At 66.4% G+C, this 15,522-nt stretch carries 19 protein-coding genes; all 19 read right to left on the reverse strand.

What is annotated here, in order from left to right; genetic code table 11:
• Positions 1-10 precede the first annotated feature (10 nt).
• The 19 genes from rplE to rpoC all read right to left on the reverse strand — a co-directional run bounded on the left by rplE (position 11) and on the right by rpoC (position 15,505).
• Positions 11-565 (reverse strand): 50S ribosomal protein L5, encoded by a 555-nt coding sequence (gene rplE / locus PHN62_RS00195; protein WP_300144604.1) that lies wholly within the window; start codon positions 563-565, stop codon positions 11-13.
• Entirely contained in the window at positions 565-876 is a 312-nt protein-coding gene (gene rplX, locus PHN62_RS00200; RefSeq protein ID WP_300144606.1) for a 50S ribosomal protein L24, read from the reverse strand. Before rplX ends, rplE begins: the two co-directional genes overlap by 1 nt.
• On the reverse strand, positions 876-1,244 hold the full coding sequence (rplN, locus tag PHN62_RS00205) for a 50S ribosomal protein L14 (protein ID WP_018631582.1): 369 nt from the start codon (positions 1,242-1,244) through the stop codon (positions 876-878). The genes rplX and rplN overlap by 1 nt, the downstream gene beginning before the upstream one ends.
• A 77-nt stretch (positions 1,245-1,321) precedes the next feature.
• Positions 1,322-1,552 carry a 30S ribosomal protein S17 gene (rpsQ, locus tag PHN62_RS00210; RefSeq protein ID WP_300144608.1) on the reverse strand — a complete coding sequence of 77 codons (231 nt, stop codon included), beginning with the start codon at positions 1,550-1,552 and terminating at the stop codon, positions 1,322-1,324.
• Positions 1,553-1,567: 15 nt separating this feature from the next.
• On the reverse strand, positions 1,568-1,774 hold the full coding sequence (gene rpmC, locus PHN62_RS00215; protein WP_018631580.1) for a 50S ribosomal protein L29: 207 nt from the start codon (positions 1,772-1,774) through the stop codon (positions 1,568-1,570).
• A 114-nt stretch (positions 1,775-1,888) separates the two neighbouring features.
• Entirely contained in the window at positions 1,889-2,302 is a 414-nt protein-coding gene (rplP, locus tag PHN62_RS00220) for a 50S ribosomal protein L16 (RefSeq protein WP_300144612.1), read from the reverse strand.
• Positions 2,303-2,333: 31 nt separating this feature from the next.
• Positions 2,334-3,050 (reverse strand): 30S ribosomal protein S3, encoded by a 717-nt coding sequence (gene rpsC / locus PHN62_RS00225; protein ID WP_300144614.1) that lies wholly within the window; start codon positions 3,048-3,050, stop codon positions 2,334-2,336.
• 1 nt (position 3,051) lies between these two features.
• Positions 3,052-3,435, reverse strand: a complete 384-nt coding sequence (gene rplV / locus PHN62_RS00230) for a 50S ribosomal protein L22 (RefSeq protein WP_018631577.1) — start codon at positions 3,433-3,435, stop codon at positions 3,052-3,054.
• A 3-nt stretch (positions 3,436-3,438) separates the two neighbouring features.
• Positions 3,439-3,717, reverse strand: coding sequence for a 30S ribosomal protein S19 (gene rpsS, locus PHN62_RS00235; protein ID WP_300144617.1), 279 nt, complete (start codon positions 3,715-3,717; stop codon positions 3,439-3,441).
• Between the two features lie 12 nt (positions 3,718-3,729).
• A complete protein-coding gene (gene rplB, locus PHN62_RS00240; RefSeq protein WP_300144619.1) occupies positions 3,730-4,563 on the reverse strand; it encodes a 50S ribosomal protein L2 in 834 nt (277 codons plus the stop codon).
• Positions 4,564-4,595: 32 nt separating this feature from the next.
• Complete coding sequence (locus PHN62_RS00245) at positions 4,596-4,892, reverse strand: 50S ribosomal protein L23 (RefSeq protein ID WP_300144621.1); 297 nt, start codon at positions 4,890-4,892, stop codon at positions 4,596-4,598.
• The gene (rplD, locus tag PHN62_RS00250) at positions 4,889-5,506 is read right to left on the reverse strand and encodes a 50S ribosomal protein L4 (RefSeq protein WP_300144625.1); all 618 of its coding nucleotides are present in this window, start codon (positions 5,504-5,506) and stop codon (positions 4,889-4,891) included. The genes PHN62_RS00245 and rplD overlap by 4 nt, the downstream gene beginning before the upstream one ends.
• Positions 5,506-6,225 (reverse strand): 50S ribosomal protein L3, encoded by a 720-nt coding sequence (gene rplC, locus PHN62_RS00255; protein ID WP_020607767.1) that lies wholly within the window; start codon positions 6,223-6,225, stop codon positions 5,506-5,508. The genes rplD and rplC overlap by 1 nt, the downstream gene beginning before the upstream one ends.
• A 14-nt stretch (positions 6,226-6,239) precedes the next feature.
• Positions 6,240-6,548: a 30S ribosomal protein S10 gene (gene rpsJ, locus PHN62_RS00260; RefSeq protein ID WP_018631571.1), complete on the reverse strand. Its 309-nt coding sequence runs from the start codon at positions 6,546-6,548 to the stop codon at positions 6,240-6,242.
• 109 nt (positions 6,549-6,657) lie between these two features.
• Entirely contained in the window at positions 6,658-7,848 is a 1,191-nt protein-coding gene (gene tuf / locus PHN62_RS00265; RefSeq protein ID WP_300144632.1) for an elongation factor Tu, read from the reverse strand.
• A gap of 71 nt (positions 7,849-7,919) precedes the next feature.
• Positions 7,920-10,007 carry an elongation factor G gene (fusA, locus tag PHN62_RS00270; protein WP_300144635.1) on the reverse strand — a complete coding sequence of 696 codons (2,088 nt, stop codon included), beginning with the start codon at positions 10,005-10,007 and terminating at the stop codon, positions 7,920-7,922.
• 56 nt (positions 10,008-10,063) lie between these two features.
• The gene (rpsG, locus tag PHN62_RS00275) at positions 10,064-10,534 is read right to left on the reverse strand and encodes a 30S ribosomal protein S7 (protein ID WP_300144638.1); all 471 of its coding nucleotides are present in this window, start codon (positions 10,532-10,534) and stop codon (positions 10,064-10,066) included.
• Positions 10,535-10,566: 32 nt separating this feature from the next.
• Complete coding sequence (gene rpsL, locus PHN62_RS00280) at positions 10,567-10,938, reverse strand: 30S ribosomal protein S12 (protein ID WP_018631567.1); 372 nt, start codon at positions 10,936-10,938, stop codon at positions 10,567-10,569.
• 334 nt (positions 10,939-11,272) lie between these two features.
• Positions 11,273-15,505 carry a DNA-directed RNA polymerase subunit beta' gene (gene rpoC / locus PHN62_RS00285; protein WP_300144642.1) on the reverse strand — a complete coding sequence of 1,411 codons (4,233 nt, stop codon included), beginning with the start codon at positions 15,503-15,505 and terminating at the stop codon, positions 11,273-11,275.
• Between the last annotated feature and the right edge of the window lie 17 nt (positions 15,506-15,522).

Below are 15,522 nucleotides of genomic sequence, written 5' to 3' on the forward strand. Positions count from 1 at the left end.
TTCCGATGCGTCAGGTGGTGAAGGGCATGTTGAAGCGCTTGAGCAGGGCCCGCGCTTCATCGTCGGTTCTGGCCGTGGTGCAGATGATCACGTCCATGCCCCAGGCGTTCTCCGCCTTGTCGTAATCGATCTCCGGGAAGATCAGGTGCTCGCGGACGCCCATGGCGTAGTTGCCGTGGCCGTCGAAGCTCTTGGGGTTGACGCCCCGGAAGTCGCGGACGCGCGGCAGCGCGATGGTCACCAGACGGTCGAGGAAGTCGTACATCCGGGCCTGGCGCAGCGTGACCTTCACGCCGATCGGCATGCCCTCGCGCAGCTTGAAGCCGGCGATGGACTTGCGGGCCTTGGTCACGACCGGCTTCTGCGCGGCGATGAGGGTCAGGTCCTCTTCGGCCGACTTGATCTTCTTGGAGTCGCTCGTGGCTTCGCCGACGCCGATGTTCAGCACGATCTTGTCGAGCCGCGGGATCTGCATGTCGTTCTTGTAGGAGAACTCTTCCTTGAGCGCCTTGCGGATCTCGGAGACGTAGAGGGTCTTGAGACGCGGAACGTAGGTCTCGGACATCAGATCGCCTCCCCGGACTTCTTGGCGTAGCGGACCTTCTTGCCGTCCTCGCCGATGCGGAAGCCGACGCGGGTCGGTTCGCCGCTCTTCGGGTCGACGAAGGCGAGGTTGGAGAGATCGAGGGCGGCGGGCTTGCTGATGCGGCCGCCTTCCTGGGTCTGGCTCTGGCGCTGGTGGCGCGTGACCAGGTTGATTCCGGCGACGACCGCGCGGCCGTCCTTGGGGATCACTTCCAGGATCTCGCCCTGACGGCCCTTGTCGCGGCCGGCGAGCACGACGACCTTGTCGCCCTTGCGCAGTTTGGCGGCCATCACAGCACCTCCGGCGCGAGCGAGATGATCTTCATGTAGTTCTTGGCGCGCAGCTCGCGCGGCACCGGCCCGAAGATGCGGGTCCCGATGGGCTCGCCTTCCTTGCCGATCAGCACGGCGGCGTTGCCGTCGAAGCGGATCACGGTGCCGTCTTCGCGACGGATCTCCTTGGCGGTGCGCACGACGACGGCCTTGCGCACGTCGCCCTTCTTCACCTTGCCCTTCGGGGTGGCGTCCTTGATGGACACGACGATCACGTCGCCGACCCCGGCGTAACGGCGCTTGGCTCCGCCAAGCACCTTGATGCACATCACTCGACGCGCGCCGGAATTGTCGGCGACGTCCAGATTGCTCTGCATCTGGATCATGGTTCGATCTCCCGACCTAAGCCCATCGACCTTGCGGCCTCAGGCTCGGTTTCGACGACCGGAAACCGGTGCGGAGGTTACTCCGTGACCAGCTCCCAGCGCTTCAGCTTCGAGATGGGCGCCCGCTCGCGGATCCGCACCACATCGCCCTTTTTCGCCGAGTTGGTCTCGTCGTGGGCGTGGTACTTCTTCGAGAGGCGGACGGTCTTCTTCAGAACGGGGTGGGTCAGACGGCGTTCGACATAGACCACGATGGTCTTGTCGTTGACGTCGCTCACCACCTGGCCTTGCAGCACGCGCTTCGGCATTCTATTTCCCTGGGTTCAGGCTTCGGCGGCGCTGGCGCGCGCCTTGGCGTTGACCACGGTCAAAACCCGGGCCAGATCGCGCCGCACGGCGCGCCGACGCGCGGGATTCTCGAGCTGCCCCGTCGCCTGCTGAAAGCGCAGGTTGAACTGCTCTTTCTTCAGCTGAACCAGCGTCTCCTGAAGCTGGTCCGGGGTCTTGTCTTTCAGTTCGGCGGCCTTCATGGCGGTCCTTCCCGAAATCCCTGGACAAGGCGGCCTTGCGGCCGCCCGGATGACGTTCGCCGCCCGCGGCGGGAAAACTCCCGCCCGAGCGGCTGTTCGGAGATCTTTAAGGGATCACCAGTCCGCGCGCCGAACGAATCGGCACTTGATCGGGAGCTTCATGGCTCCCAGACGGAGCGCTTCCTCTGCCACATCGGGCGGGACGCCGTCAATCTCAAACATGATCCTGCCGGGATGGACTCGGGCCGCCCAGAAATCGACGGAGCCCTTGCCCGAGCCCATGCGGACCTCGGCGGGTTTGCCGGTGACGGGCAGATCCGGGAAGATCCGGATCCACACGCGTCCCTGACGCTTCATGTGGCGCGTGAGCGCGCGGCGGGCCGCCTCGATCTGACGGGCGGTGACGCGCTCCGGCTCCAGGGCCTTCAGACCATATTCGCCGAAGTTCAGCTCGTAGCCGCCCTTGGCCTGGCCGTGAATCCGCCCCTTGTGCGCCTTGCGGTAGGTCGTGCGCTTGGGTTGCAGCATGGTTTCTCTCGCTTCTCAGCTTGGGGCCGGATCAGTCGCGGTCGCGATCGCGACGCGGACGACCGCCCCCGCCGCCTTCCTGAGCCTCGGCGGCGCGGCGATCGCGGGCCGTCGGGTCATGCTCGAGGACTTCGCCCTTGAAGATCCAGACCTTGACGCCGATCACGCCATAGGCGGTATGGGCTTCGGCGGTCGCGTAATCGACGTCGGCGCGCAGGGTGTGCAGGGGCACGCGGCCCTCGCGGTACCACTCGACGCGGGCGATCTCGGCGCCGCCGAGGCGGCCGCCCACGTTGATGCGGATGCCCTGGGCCCCCATGCGCATCGCCGACTGCACGGCGCGCTTCATGGCGCGGCGGAAGGACACGCGCTTCTCGAGCTGCTGGGCCACGCCCTCGGCCGCCAGCTGAGCGTCGATCTCGGGCTTGCGCACCTCGACGATGTTCAGATGGGTCTCGGCGTCGGTGAAGTCCGAGAGCTTCTTGCGCAGCTGCTCGATGTCCGCGCCCTTCTTGCCGATGATCAGGCCGGGACGGGCGGTGTGGATCGTGACGCGGCACTTGCGGTGCGGACGCTCGATCACGACGCGCGAGACGCCGGCCTGCTTGTGGTTCTTGTGGACGTAGTCGCGGATCGCGATGTCCTCGTGCAGCAGCTTGCCGTAGTCCTTGTCGTCGGCGTACCAGCGCGAGTCCCAGGTCCGGTTGATCCCGAGGCGCAGCCCGATCGGATTGACTTTGTGGCCCATGTTACGCGGCCTCCTCTTTGATCTCGCGCAGCTTGATCGTCACCTGGGCGAACGGCTTCTCGATGCGCGCGTAGCGGCCCCGGGCGCGCGGATGGCCGCGCTTGAGGGTGATGCTCTTGCCGACGTAGGCTTCCGCCACCACGAGGCTGTCCACGTCGAGGCCGTGGTTGTTCTCGGCGTTGGCGATGGCCGACTGCAGCGCCTTGCGCACGTCGATCGCGATGCGGCGCTTGGAGAAGGTCAGCTCGGCCAGAGCCTGAGCCGCCGGCTTGTGCCGGATGAGCTGCGCCACGAGGTTGAGCTTCTGAGGGCTGACGCGCAGCATGCGCGCGACGGCCTGGGCCTCGTTGTCCGCGAGGCGGCGCGGATTGGATTTCTGTCCCATCGCTTACTTCCGCTTCGCTTTCTTGTCGGCCGCATGGCCGTAATAGGTGCGGGTCGGCGAGAATTCGCCGAACTTCTGGCCGATCATCTCTTCCGAGACGATGACCGGGATGTGCTTCTGGCCGTTGTAGACGCCGAAGGTGAGTCCGACGAATTGCGGCAGGATCGTCGACCGGCGCGACCAGATCTTGATCACTTCCTTGCGGCCCGAGGTTCGGGCGGCTTCCGCTTTCTTCAGCAGATAGCCGTCGACGAAGGGGCCCTTCCAGACGGAACGCGGCATGGGGGCTGCTCCTTACTTCTTCTTGGCGTGACGGCTGCGCAGAATGTATTTCTGCGTGGTCTTGTTCGTGCGGGTGCGCGCGCCCTTGGTGGGCTTGCCCCAGGGCGTGACCGGGTGACGGCCGCCCGAGGTGCGGCCTTCGCCGCCGCCGTGCGGATGGTCCACCGGGTTCATCGCCACGCCGCGCACGGTCGGACGCCAGCCGAGATGCCGGTTGCGGCCCGCCTTGCCGAGGTTCTGGTTCATGTGGTCGGCGTTGGACACCGCGCCCACGGTCGCCATGCATTCCTCGCGCACGAGGCGCACTTCGCCCGAGTTCAGGCGCAGCTGCGCATAGCCGGCGTCGCGGCCGACGAACTGCGCGTAGGTGCCGGCGGAGCGCGCGATCTGGCCGCCCTTGCCCGCCTTCATCTCGATGTTGTGGACGATCGAGCCGATCGGCATGCCCGAAAGGGGCATCGCGTTGCCGGGCTTCACGTCCACCTTCGCGCCGGCGACGACCTTGTCGCCCACCGCGAGCCGCTGCGGAGCCAGGATGTAGGCGACCTCGCCGTCCTCGTACTTCACCAGCGCGATGAAGGCCGTGCGGTTGGGGTCGTACTCCAGACGCTCCACGACGCCGGGGACGTCCCACTTGCGCCGTTTGAAGTCGATGAAGCGATAGAGCCGCTTGGCTCCGCCGCCCCGATGCCGGACCGTCATGCGGCCGAGGTTGTTGCGTCCGCCCGTCTTGGTCAGACCCTCGACGAGGGTCTTCTCAGGACGACCTTTCCACAGCCCCGAACGGTCGATCAGAACCAGCCCGCGCTGGCCCGGCGTGGTCGGCTTGTAAGTCTTCAACGCCATTCTTCACGTCTCCCGTCGTTCGTCCTTCCGGCTCAGAGGCCGGTCGTCACGTCGATCGCATGGCCCTCGCGGAGGGTCACGATCGCTTTCTTCACATCGCTCCGACGGCCCGGACGGCCGCGGAACAGCTTCTTCTTGCCCTTGGTCACGAGGGTGTTGACCTTCGCGACCTCGACCTTGAAGAGGGCCTCGACGGCCTCCTTGATCTGAGGCTTGTTCGCGTCGATCGCCACCTCGAAGACCACCGCGTTGTGCTCGGAGGCCATGGTGGACTTCTCGGTCACGATGGGCCGACGCAGGATGTCGTAATGCTCGGGCTTCACGCTCATTTCAGCCGCGCCTCCAGCGCCTCCACGGCGGCCTTGGTCAGGACCAGGCTGTCGTGGCGAAGGATGTCGTAGACGTTGGCGCCCATGGTCGGCAGAACATTCACGCCCTCGATGTTGCGCGAGGCGAGGAGGAAGCCCTCGTTCACCTCGGCGCCGTCGATGACGAGCGTCCGGCCCCAGCCCAGCTTGTCGAGCTTCGCCTTGAGCAGGGCGGTCTTGCCCTCGGCCGTGGCGGAGTCGACGATGGTCAGCTTGCCCTCGCCCTGCTTGGCCGAAAGGGCCATGCGGAGCCCGAGCGCGCGGACCTTCTTGGGCAGATCATGCGCGTGGCTGCGGGAGACGAGGCCGATGGCCACGCCGCCCTTGCGGAAGATCGGCGCGCTGCGGGCGCCGTGGCGCGCGCCGCCGGTGCCTTTCTGCTTGTAGATCTTCTTGCGCGTGCCCGCGACTTCGGAGCGCGTCTTGGTCTTGTGGGTGCCCGCCTGGCGCTTGGCCAGCTGCCAGCGCACCACGCGATGCAGGATGTCGGCGCGGGGTTCGACGCCGAAGATCGCCTCGTCGAGGTCGATCTCGCCGGCGGAGCCCGCGTCCAGAGTGACGACTTGCGCCTTCATCATTCGCCTCCCTCGGCGGCGGCTTCGGCCTGGGCCGGAGCGGCGGCGGATTTCACGCCGGCCGGAACCGGCGCGCCCTCGGGAGCCGCCTTCTTCACGGCGTCGCGCACCGTGACCCAGCCGCCCTTGGAGCCGGGGACCGCGCCCTTGACCATGATCAGCCCGCGGTCGGCGTCGGTGCGCACGACCTCGAGATTCTGCACCGTCACGCGCACGTCGCCCATGTGGCCCGGCATGCGCTTGTTCTTGAAGGTCTTGCCCGGATCCTGGCGTCCGCCGGTCGAACCGATCGAACGGTGCGAGACCGACACGCCGTGGGTCGCGCGCAGACCGCCGAAGCCGTGGCGCTTGATGCCGCCGGCGAAGCCCTTGCCGATGGTCGTGCCCGCGACGTCGACGTGCTGGCCGACGAGGAAATGCTCGGCGGAGAGCTCGGCGCCCACCTCGACCAGTTCGGCCTCGGAGACGCGGAACTCGACGAGCTTCTTCTTGGGCTCGACGTTGGCGGCCGCGAAATGGCCGCGCATCGGCTTGGTGACGTTCTTGGCCTTGGCCGCGCTGGCGCCCAGGGTGACGGCGGTGTAGCCGTCCTTCTCGACGGTCCGCTGACCGACGACCTGCAGACGATCCAGCTGCAGCACCGTCACCGGCACCTGACGCCCGTCGTCCATGAACAGCCGGGTCATGCCCAGCTTCTTCGCGATCACGCCTGTACGCATCTGCGTGACCTCCCTCAGAGCTTGATTTCGACGTCGACGCCGGCCGCCAGATCGAGCTTCATCAGCGCGTCCACGGTCTGGGGCGTCGGATCGACGATGTCGAGCAGGCGCTTGTGCGTCCGGATCTCGAACTGCTCGCGCGACTTCTTGTCGATGTGCGGCGAACGGTTCACGGTGAACTTCTCGATGTGGGTCGGCAGGGGGATCGGTCCCCGCACCTGCGCGCCCGTGCGTTTGGCCGTATTCACGATTTCGCGCGTCGAGGCGTCGAGCGCGCGGAAATCGAAGGCTTTAAGCCGAATACGGATGTTCTGTCCTTGCATCGTGGCTCTCGGCTTTCTTCGCGCGACTCGTCAGAAAAACGTCACGCGCCCGAAAATAAAGGAGCGGCGCGGATCCTTGGCGGGTCCGCGCCGCGGGGGTGCTTTCGCCTCAGGCGATGATCTTGGCGACGACGCCGGCGCCGACCGTGCGGCCGCCTTCACGGATGGCGAAGCGGAGCTTCTCCTCCATGGCGATCGGCTGGATCAGCTCGACTTCCATCTTCACGTTGTCGCCGGGCATGACCATCTCCACGCCGTCCGGAAGCTTGACCATGCCGGTCACGTCCGTGGTGCGGAAGTAGAACTGCGGGCGGTAGTTGGTGAAGAACGGCGTGTGACGGCCGCCTTCTTCCTTCGTGAGGATGTAGGCCTCGGCTTCGAACTTCGTGTGCGGCTTCACCGAACCCGGCTTGCAGAGCACCTGGCCGCGCTCGACCTGCTCGCGGGTGATGCCGCGCAGCAGCGCGCCGATGTTGTCGCCGGCCTGGCCCTGGTCGAGCAGCTTGCGGAACATCTCGACGCCGGTGACGGTCGTCTTCTGGTTCGGGCGGATGCCGACGATCTCGATTTCCTCGCCGACCTTCACGATGCCGCGCTCGACGCGGCCGGTCACGACGGTGCCGCGGCCGGAGATCGAGAACACGTCCTCGACCGGCATCAGGAAGGGCTGGTCGATGGGGCGCTCGGGCGTCGGGATGTAGGCGTCGACGGCGTCCATGAGCGCCAGCACGGCGTCATGGCCGATCTCGGGGGTCTTGTCCTCGAGCGCGGCGAGCGCCGAGCCCTTGACCACCGGGATGTCGTCGCCGGGGAACTGGTAGGAGGAGAGGAGCTCGCGCACCTCCATCTCGACCAGCTCGAGCAGCTCCGGATCGTCGACCATGTCGACCTTGTTCATGAACACGACCAGAGCCGGCACGCCGACCTGACGCGCCAGCAGGATGTGCTCGCGGGTCTGGGGCATGGGGCCGTCGGCCGAGGACACGACCAGGATCGCGCCGTCCATCTGCGCGGCGCCGGTGATCATGTTCTTCACATAATCGGCGTGGCCGGGGCAGTCGACGTGGGCGTAGTGGCGGGCCGCGGTCTCGTACTCGACGTGCGAGGTGTTGATCGTGATGCCGCGCGCCTTCTCTTCCGGCGCGTTGTCGATCTGGTCATAGGCCTTGAACGCCGCGCCGCCCTTCTCCGCGAGGACCTTGGTGATCGCCGCGGTCAGCGACGTCTTGCCATGGTCCACGTGGCCGATGGTGCCGATGTTGACATGCGGCTTGTTGCGCTCGAATTTCTCTTTGGCCATCTGGGGCCCCTCCGTCTCGCTGAAAGGCGCGCGCCGCCTCTAGGGGTCGACGCGCCGCGCCATCGATGGGATTACTTGTATTTCGCCTGGATTTCCTGGGCGACGTTCTGCGGCACTTGGTCGTAGTGGTCGAACTGCATGGAGTAGGCCGCGCGACCCTGGCTCATCGAGCGCAGCGTGTTCACGTAGCCGAACATGTTCGCCAGGGGGACCATCGCCGTGATGACCTGCGCGTTGCCGCGCACGTCGGTTCCGGCGATCTGGCCGCGACGGGAGTTCAGGTCGCCGATCACGCCGCCGACGTATTCCTCGGGGCTGACCACCTCGACCTTCATCACCGGCTCCAGCAGGACCGGGCTGGCCTTCTGGAGGCCTTCGCGGAAGGCGGTGCGGGCGGCGATCTCGAAGGCGATGGCCGAGGAGTCGACCTCGTGATAGGCGCCGTCGATCAGGGCCACCCGGACGTCGACCACGGGGAAGCCCGCGATCGGACCCGAGGAGAGGACCGAATTCAGGCCCTTCTCCACGCCGGGGATGAACTCCTTGGGCACCGAGCCGCCGACGACCTTGCTCTCGAAGGCGTAGCCCTTGCCGGTTTCGCTCGGGCCGACCTCGATCTTGACGCGCGCGAACTGGCCCGAACCGCCGGACTGCTTCTTGTGCGTGTAGTCGATGGTGGTGTTGCCGCGGATGGTCTCGCGATAGGCCACCTGCGGGGCGCCCACGTTGACCTCGACCTTGTGGGTCCGGCGCATGATGTCGATCTTGATGTCCAGATGCAGTTCGCCCTGGCCCTTGATGATCGTCTGTCCGGATTCCGGGTCGGTCGTCAGGTAGAAGGAGGGATCCTCGGTCACCAGCTTCTGGAGCGCGACGATCATCTTCTCCTGGTCGGCCTTGGTCTTGGGCTCCACGGCCATCTCGATGACGGGCTCGGGGAAGATCATCTTCTCGAGGATCACCGGCTTGGCCGGATCGCAGAGCGTGTCGCCCGTGCGGGTGTCCTTGAGGCCGATCAGCGCCACGATGTCGCCGGCGTAGGCTTCGGTGATCTCCTGACGCTGGTTCGCGTGCATGAGCACCATGCGGCCGATGCGCTCGTTCTTCTCGCGGGCGGTGTTGATCAGGGTCACGCCCTTTTCGAGCTTGCCCGAGTAGACGCGCGCGAAGGTCAGGACGCCGAAGGGGTCGTCCATGATCTTGAACGCGAGCAGCGAGAGCGGCGCGTCGTCGCTGGAGGGACGGGTGGTCTCCTCGCCGGTCTTGTAGTCCACGCCCTTGATGTCCGGCACGTCGGTCGGCGCGGGCAGGAAGTCGACGACGGCGTCGAGCAGGGGCTGGACGCCCTTGTTCTTGAAGGCCGAGCCGCAGAGAACCGGGAAGAAGGCGCCCGTCAGGACCGCCTTGCGCACCAGACGGCGCAGCGTGGGCGCGTCGGGCTCCTCGCCTTCGAGGTAGGACTCCATCACCGCGTCGTCGAGCTCGACGGCGGCTTCGATGAGCTCGGCGCGCATCTCTTCGGCTTTCGCCTGGAGATCCTCGGGGATCGGGCCGCGCGACATCTTCGCGGTGGCTTCGTCGCCGTCCCAGGTGATCGCGTCCATCTCGATGAGGTCGATCATGCCCTTGAACTCGGATTCAGCGCCGATGGGCAGCTGAAGCGCGACCGGACGGGCGCCGAGGCGCTCCTTGATGTCCTTGAGGCAGTTCTCGAAGCTCGCGCCCGTCTTGTCCATCTTGTTGCAGAAGACGATGCGGGGCACGCGGTACTTGTCGCCCTGGCGCCAGACGGTCTCGGTCTGGGGCTCGACGCCCTGGTTGGAGTCGAGCACGCAGACCGCGCCGTCGAGCACGCGCAGCGAACGCTCGACCTCGATGGTGAAGTCGACGTGGCCGGGGGTGTCGATGACGTTCAGGCGGTAGTTCTCGCCGTCGCGGCCCTTCCAGAAGGTCGTGGTCGCGGCGGAGGTGATGGTGATCCCGCGCTCCTGCTCCTGCTCCATGAAGTCCATGGTGGCGGCGCCCTCGTGGACTTCGCCGAGCTTGTGGGACTTGCCCGTGAAGTAGAGGATGCGCTCCGAGGTCGTCGTCTTTCCGGCGTCGATGTGCGCCATGATGCCGAAGTTGCGGTAGCGCGGAAGCGGATATTCGCGGGCCATCTCAATTCATCCTGATGCGAGGGGGCCGCCACGCCTTCGTGGCGGCTCCGTTGCGCTTACCAGCGGTAATGGCTGAACGCGCGGTTCGCGTCGGCCATCTTGTGGGTGTCTTCGCGCTTCTTCACGGCCGAGCCGCGGTTCGCGACGGCGTCGAGAAGCTCGTTGGAGAGCTTGTCGATCATGGTGGTCTCGCCGCGGCCGCGGGCCGCCGAGATCAGCCAGCGGATCGCGAGAGCCTCGCGGCGCTCCGGACGCACGTCGACCGGCACCTGGTAGGTGGCGCCGCCGACGCGGCGGGAACGCACCTCGAGGGAGGGCTTCACGTTGTCGAGGGCCTCGTGGAACACCTCGACCGGGCTGCGGCGGAGCTTCTGCTCGACGCGCTCGAAAGCGCCGTAGACGATGCCTTCGGCCACGGACTTCTTGCCCGCGTACATGAGCTTGTTCATGAAGCGGCCGACGACGAGATCACCGAACTTGGCGTCCGGCAGGACATCTCGCTTTTCCGCTCTGTGACGACGCGACATGGGTTCTTCCTTCGAATCGGATCAGTTGCGCATCACTTCGGACGCTTGGCGCCGTAGAGCGAGCGACGCTGCTTGCGGTTCTTGACGCCCTGGGTGTCGAGAACGCCGCGCAGGATGTGATAGCGCACGCCAGGAAGATCCTTGACGCGGCCGCCGCGGATCAGGACCACGGAGTGCTCCTGAAGGTTGTGTCCCTCGCCGGGGACGTAGCTGATGACCTCGAAGCCGTTCACGAGGCGCACCTTGGCCACCTTGCGAAGCGCCGAGTTCGGCTTCTTCGGGGTCGTGGTGTAGACGCGGGTGCAGACGCCGCGCTTCTGCGGGCTGCCCTCAAGGTGGATCACCTTGTTGCGGACCGGCTTGGGGGTCCGCGGCTTGCGGATCAACTGCTGGATCGTCGGCATCTCTTCGCCTTAACTCCGTCGTGACCGGCCCCTAGCGCGGCCGCGAATAGAAATAAGGACCGCGTCGGCGCTCCGCCGGAAGCGCGGTCGAAAACCCAGAGGACCACAGGCTTGCGCCCGGGGTCGTGAACCGAGTTTGCTTTGAATACCAGAAGTCCGGGAGATTTGAGTCGCCTCGCTCTCCGGACGCTGGCGGAACCTAATGGCAAGAACCCTGGAGGTCAACAGCTTTTCGGACGCAGGCCGGGCTTGCGGCCCGGCCTCCGGAGGGCGTCGGCCCGCCTCGCCCGGGGCTCCCGCCGGGCCGGAAGACCCGGCGGGAGCAAGCTTCTGATCACTCGCGCGATTCCGGAGCCGGAGCCGCCGCGGGGGCGGCTTCGAGGACCGTCTCCGCCGAGGCTTCGAGCGTGAGGGCGGCGTCCGCGGCGGCCTGGCGCTCCGCCACGATCTTGCGGTCGCGCTCGGCGGCGATTCGCCGGTAGCGCGCGGCCTGGCCGCCCGTGCCCGCCGGAATCAGGCGTCCGACGATCACGTTCTCCTTGAGCCCGTCCAGGCGGTCGCTCTTGCCCTGCACCGAGGCTTCGGTGAGGACCCTCGTGGTCTCCTGGAAGGAGGCCGCCGAGATGAAGCTGCGCGTCTGGAGCGAGGCCTTGGTGATGCCCAGCAGAACCGGCTTGCCCTTCGCCGGGCGCCGTCCGGCCGCTTCGGCCTTGGCGTTCTCGGCGTCGAACTCGTCGCGCTCGACCTGTTCTCCGGCCAGCAGCGTGGTGTCGCCCGACTCCTCGATCTCGATCTTCTGCAGCATCTGCCGCACGATGACTTCGATGTGCTTGTCGTTGATCTTCACGCCCTGGAGCCGGTAGACGTCCTGGATTTCATTGATGAGGTAGTCGGCCAGAGCCTCCACGCCCATGATCGCCAGGATGTCGTGCGGCGCCGGATTGCCTTCCAGCAGATATTCGCCCTTCTGGATGAAGTCGCCTTCCTGAACGGCGAGGTGCTTGCCCTTCGGGATGAGGTGCTCCACCGGATCGACGCCCTCTTCCGCGGGCTCGATGGTCAGACGGCGCTTGTTCTTGTAGTCGCGGCCGAAGCGCACGTAGCCGTCGATCTCGGCGATGATCGCGTGGTCCTTCGGACGACGCGCCTCGAAGAGCTCGGCCACGCGCGGCAGACCGCCCGTGATGTCGCGGGTCTTGGCGCCCTCGCGCGGGATGCGCGCCAGAACCTCGCCGACCTTGATCTCCTGCCCGTCCTCGACCGAGAGGATGGCGTCCACCGACATGAAGTAATGCGCGGGGTTGCCGTTCTCGAGCTTCACCATCTCGCCGGAGGAATCGACGATGGTGATCGCGGGCTTGAGGTCCTGGCCGCGCGGAACCGCGCGCCAGTCGGAGACGATGCGCTGGCTGATGCCGGTGGCTTCGTCCGTCTCCTCGCGCACCGACATGCCGGGGATCAGGTCGACCAGCTTGGCCACGCCCGCGCGCTCCGAGAGGATCGGCAGGGTGTAGGGATCCCATTCCGCGATCTTCTGGCCGCGGCGGATCTCGTCGCCCTCCCTGACGAGGAGCTTCGAGCCGTAGGCCAGCTTGTGCAGCGCGCGCTGACGCCCCTGCGGGTCCAGAATCGCGATCTGCACGTTGCGGCCCGCCGCGATGACGTCGCCCGCCGCGTTGGTGAGCGTGCTGCGCGGATTCACGATCTGCGCGACGCCCTCCTGCGAGGCTTCGGCGAAGCTGCTGGTGGCCAGCTGCGCCGTGCCGCCGATGTGGAAGGTGCGCATGGTCAGCTGGGTGCCGGGCTCGCCGATGGACTGCGCCGCGATGATGCCCACCGCCTCGCCGATGTTCACCGCCGTGCCGCGCGCCAGATCGCGGCCGTAGCACTTGGCGCAGATGCCCTCTTCGAGCGCGCAGGTCAGCGGCGAACGGATCTTCACCCGCTGCACGCCGATCTTCTCGATGTCGAGCGACTGGTTCTCGTCGATCACCTCGCCCGCCGCGAGGAAGACCTCGTTGCTGGCCGGATGGAGCACGTCCTCCAGCAGGGTGCGGCCGAGGATGCGCTCGGAGAGGGGCGAGACGATCTCGCCGCCCTTGACCACCGCCTGGACCGTGATGCCTTCCTCGGTGCCGCAATCGTCGACCTTGACGATGCAGTCCTGGGCGACGTCGACGAGGCGGCGGGTCAGATAGCCCGAGTTCGCGGTCTTCAGCGCGGTGTCCGCGAGGCCCTTGCGGGCGCCGTGGGTCGAGTTGAAGTATTCGAGAACCGTCAGGCCTTCCTTGAAGTTCGAGACGATGGGGGCCTCGATGATCTCGCCCGAGGGCTTGGTCATCAGGCCGCGCATCCCCGCGAGCTGCTTCATCTGGGCGGGCGAGCCGCGCGCGCCGGAATGGGCCATCATGTAGACCGAATTCGGCTCGAGCTGACGGCCCGTCTCCGCGTCGAAGCGCGGGGCGGCGATGCGGTCCATCATGGCGGCGGCGACCTTGTCGGTGCACTTCAGCCAGGCGTCCACGACCTTGTTGTACTTCTCGCCCTGGGTGATCAGGCCTTCCTGATACTGCTCCTCGAAGACCTTCGCCTGATCGCGCGTGGCCTCGACGATGTCCCATTTCTCGGGCGGGATCTCCATGTCGTTCTTGCCGAAGGAGATGCCCGCCTTGAAGGCCTCGCGGAAGCCGAGCTGCATCATCTGATCGCAGAAGACCACCGTGTCCTTCTGGCCGCAATGGCGGTAGACGGCGTCGATGACCTCGCCGACCTCGCGCTTGCGCAGCACGCGGTTGACGATGTCGAAGGTGATGTCCTTCGTCTTCGGCAGCAGCGCCGCGAGCTTCATGCGGCCCGGAGTCGCCTCCACGCGGCGCGAGACGGTTTCGCCCTCGGCGTCGACCTCCTCGATGCGGGCGATGATCTTCGTGTGCATGGTGATCGCGCCCGAAGCCAGGGCGTGGTCGATCTCGTTCATGCTGGAGAAGGCCATGCCCTCGCCGGGCTCGCCCTTCTTCTCGAGCGAGATGTAGTAGAGCCCGAGGATGATGTCCTGAGAGGGCACGATGATCGGACGGCCGCTCGCGGGGCTGAGGATGTTGTTGGTCGACATCATCAGCACGCGCGCCTCAAGCTGGGCCTCGAGGCTCAGCGGGACGTGCACGGCCATCTGGTCGCCGTCGAAGTCGGCGTTGAAGGCCGAGCAGACCAGCGGATGAAGCTGGATCGCCTTGCCCTCGATCAGGGTGGGCTCGAAGGCCTGGATGCCGAGGCGGTGGAGCGTCGGGGCGCGGTTGAGCAGCACCGGATGTTCGCGGATCACCTCGTCGAGGATGTCCCAGACCTCGGGACGCTCCTTCTCGACCAGCTTCTTGGCCTGCTTGACGGTGGAGCTGTGCCCCTGGGCGTCGAGCTTGGCGTAGATGAAGGGCTTGAAGAGCTCGAGCGCCATCTTCTTGGGCAGGCCGCACTGATGGAGCTTCAGCTCCGGGCCGACCACGATCACCGAACGGCCCGAGAAGTCGACGCGCTTGCCGAGCAGGTTCTGACGGAACCGGCCCTGCTTGCCCTTGAGCATGTCGGCGAGCGACTTCAGCGGACGCTTGTTGGCGCCCGTGATGATGCGGCCGCGGCGGCCGTTGTCGAAGAGCGCGTCCACGGCCTCCTGAAGCATGCGCTTCTCGTTGCGGACGATGATGTCCGGCGCGCGCAGCTCGATCAGCCGCTTGAGGCGGTTGTTGCGGTTGATCACGCGGCGATAGAGGTCGTTGAGGTCGGAGGTCGCGAAGCGGCCGCCGTCCAGAGGCACCAGCGGGCGCAGCTCGGGCGGGATCACCGGCACCACGGTCAGGATCATCCATTCGGGCCGGTTGCCCGACTCGATGAAGCTTTCCACCAGCTTGAGCCGCTTGATGATCTTCTTGGGCTTGAGTTCGCCGGTGGCCTCGGAGAGCTCCACGCGCAGGCGCTCGGCCTCGGCGTCGAGGTCGATGGCCGACAGCATCTCGCGGACGGCTTCGGCGCCGATTCCGGCGGTGAAGGTGTCCTCGCCGAATTCGTCCTGAGCGTCGAGCAGCTCCTCGTCGGTGAGCAGCTGGCCCGGCTTCAGCGTCGTCATGCCCGGATCGAGCACGATGTACTGTTCGAAATAGAGCACCCGCTCCAGATCGCGCAGGGTCATGTCGAGCATCAGGCCGATGCGCGAGGGCAGCGACTTCAGGAACCAGATATGGGCGACCGGCGCGGCGAGCTCGATATGGCCCATGCGCTCGCGGCGCACCTTCGAGAGCGTCACCTCGACGCCGCATTTCTCGCAGGTGATGCCCTTGTACTTCATGCGCTTGTACTTGCCGCACAAGCATTCGTAGTCCTTCACCGGGCCGAAGATGCGGGCGCAGAAGAGCCCGTCCCGCTCCGGCTTGAAGGTGCGGTAGTTGATGGTTTCGGGCTTCTTGATCTCGCCGAAGGACCAGGAGAGGATCTTCTCCGGGCTGGCGAGCGAGATGCGGATTTCGTCGAAGCTCTTGGGCGCAGCCAGCGGATTGAAGACGTTGGCGATCTCGTTCATCAGATAGCTCCTGCGCG

Origin of the sequence: Neomegalonema sp. (genome assembly GCF_028688855.1) — a bacterium.
Taxonomy (GTDB): domain Bacteria; phylum Pseudomonadota; class Alphaproteobacteria; order Rhodobacterales; family Rhodobacteraceae; genus Neomegalonema.

What these genes read in the sequence shown, in the direction of transcription:
- rplE (WP_300144604.1), bottom strand. Translation starts at nt 565, where the DNA reads ATGTCCGAGACCTACGTTCCGCGTCTCAAGACCCTCTACGTCTCCGAG.
- rplX (WP_300144606.1), bottom strand. Translation starts at nt 876, where the DNA reads ATGGCCGCCAAACTGCGCAAGGGCGACAAGGTCGTCGTGCTCGCCGGC.
- rplN (WP_018631582.1), bottom strand. Translation starts at nt 1,244, where the DNA reads ATGATCCAGATGCAGAGCAATCTGGACGTCGCCGACAATTCCGGCGCG.
- rpsQ (WP_300144608.1), bottom strand. Translation starts at nt 1,552, where the DNA reads ATGCCGAAGCGCGTGCTGCAAGGCCAGGTGGTGAGCGACGTCAACGAC.
- rpmC (WP_018631580.1), bottom strand. Translation starts at nt 1,774, where the DNA reads ATGAAGGCCGCCGAACTGAAAGACAAGACCCCGGACCAGCTTCAGGAG.
- rplP (WP_300144612.1), bottom strand. Translation starts at nt 2,302, where the DNA reads ATGCTGCAACCCAAGCGCACGACCTACCGCAAGGCGCACAAGGGGCGG.
- rpsC (WP_300144614.1), bottom strand. Translation starts at nt 3,050, where the DNA reads ATGGGCCACAAAGTCAATCCGATCGGGCTGCGCCTCGGGATCAACCGG.
- rplV (WP_018631577.1), bottom strand. Translation starts at nt 3,435, where the DNA reads ATGGGACAGAAATCCAATCCGCGCCGCCTCGCGGACAACGAGGCCCAG.
- rpsS (WP_300144617.1), bottom strand. Translation starts at nt 3,717, where the DNA reads ATGCCGCGTTCCGTCTGGAAGGGCCCCTTCGTCGACGGCTATCTGCTG.
- rplB (WP_300144619.1), bottom strand. Translation starts at nt 4,563, where the DNA reads ATGGCGTTGAAGACTTACAAGCCGACCACGCCGGGCCAGCGCGGGCTG.
- PHN62_RS00245 (WP_300144621.1), bottom strand. Translation starts at nt 4,892, where the DNA reads ATGAGCGTGAAGCCCGAGCATTACGACATCCTGCGTCGGCCCATCGTG.
- rplD (WP_300144625.1), bottom strand. Translation starts at nt 5,506, where the DNA reads ATGAAGGCGCAAGTCGTCACTCTGGACGCGGGCTCCGCCGGCGAGATC.
- rplC (WP_020607767.1), bottom strand. Translation starts at nt 6,225, where the DNA reads ATGCGTACAGGCGTGATCGCGAAGAAGCTGGGCATGACCCGGCTGTTC.
- rpsJ (WP_018631571.1), bottom strand. Translation starts at nt 6,548, where the DNA reads ATGCAAGGACAGAACATCCGTATTCGGCTTAAAGCCTTCGATTTCCGC.
- tuf (WP_300144632.1), bottom strand. Translation starts at nt 7,848, where the DNA reads ATGGCCAAAGAGAAATTCGAGCGCAACAAGCCGCATGTCAACATCGGC.
- fusA (WP_300144635.1), bottom strand. Translation starts at nt 10,007, where the DNA reads ATGGCCCGCGAATATCCGCTTCCGCGCTACCGCAACTTCGGCATCATG.
- rpsG (WP_300144638.1), bottom strand. Translation starts at nt 10,534, where the DNA reads ATGTCGCGTCGTCACAGAGCGGAAAAGCGAGATGTCCTGCCGGACGCC.
- rpsL (WP_018631567.1), bottom strand. Translation starts at nt 10,938, where the DNA reads ATGCCGACGATCCAGCAGTTGATCCGCAAGCCGCGGACCCCCAAGCCG.
- rpoC (WP_300144642.1), bottom strand. Translation starts at nt 15,505, where the DNA reads ATGAACGAGATCGCCAACGTCTTCAATCCGCTGGCTGCGCCCAAGAGC.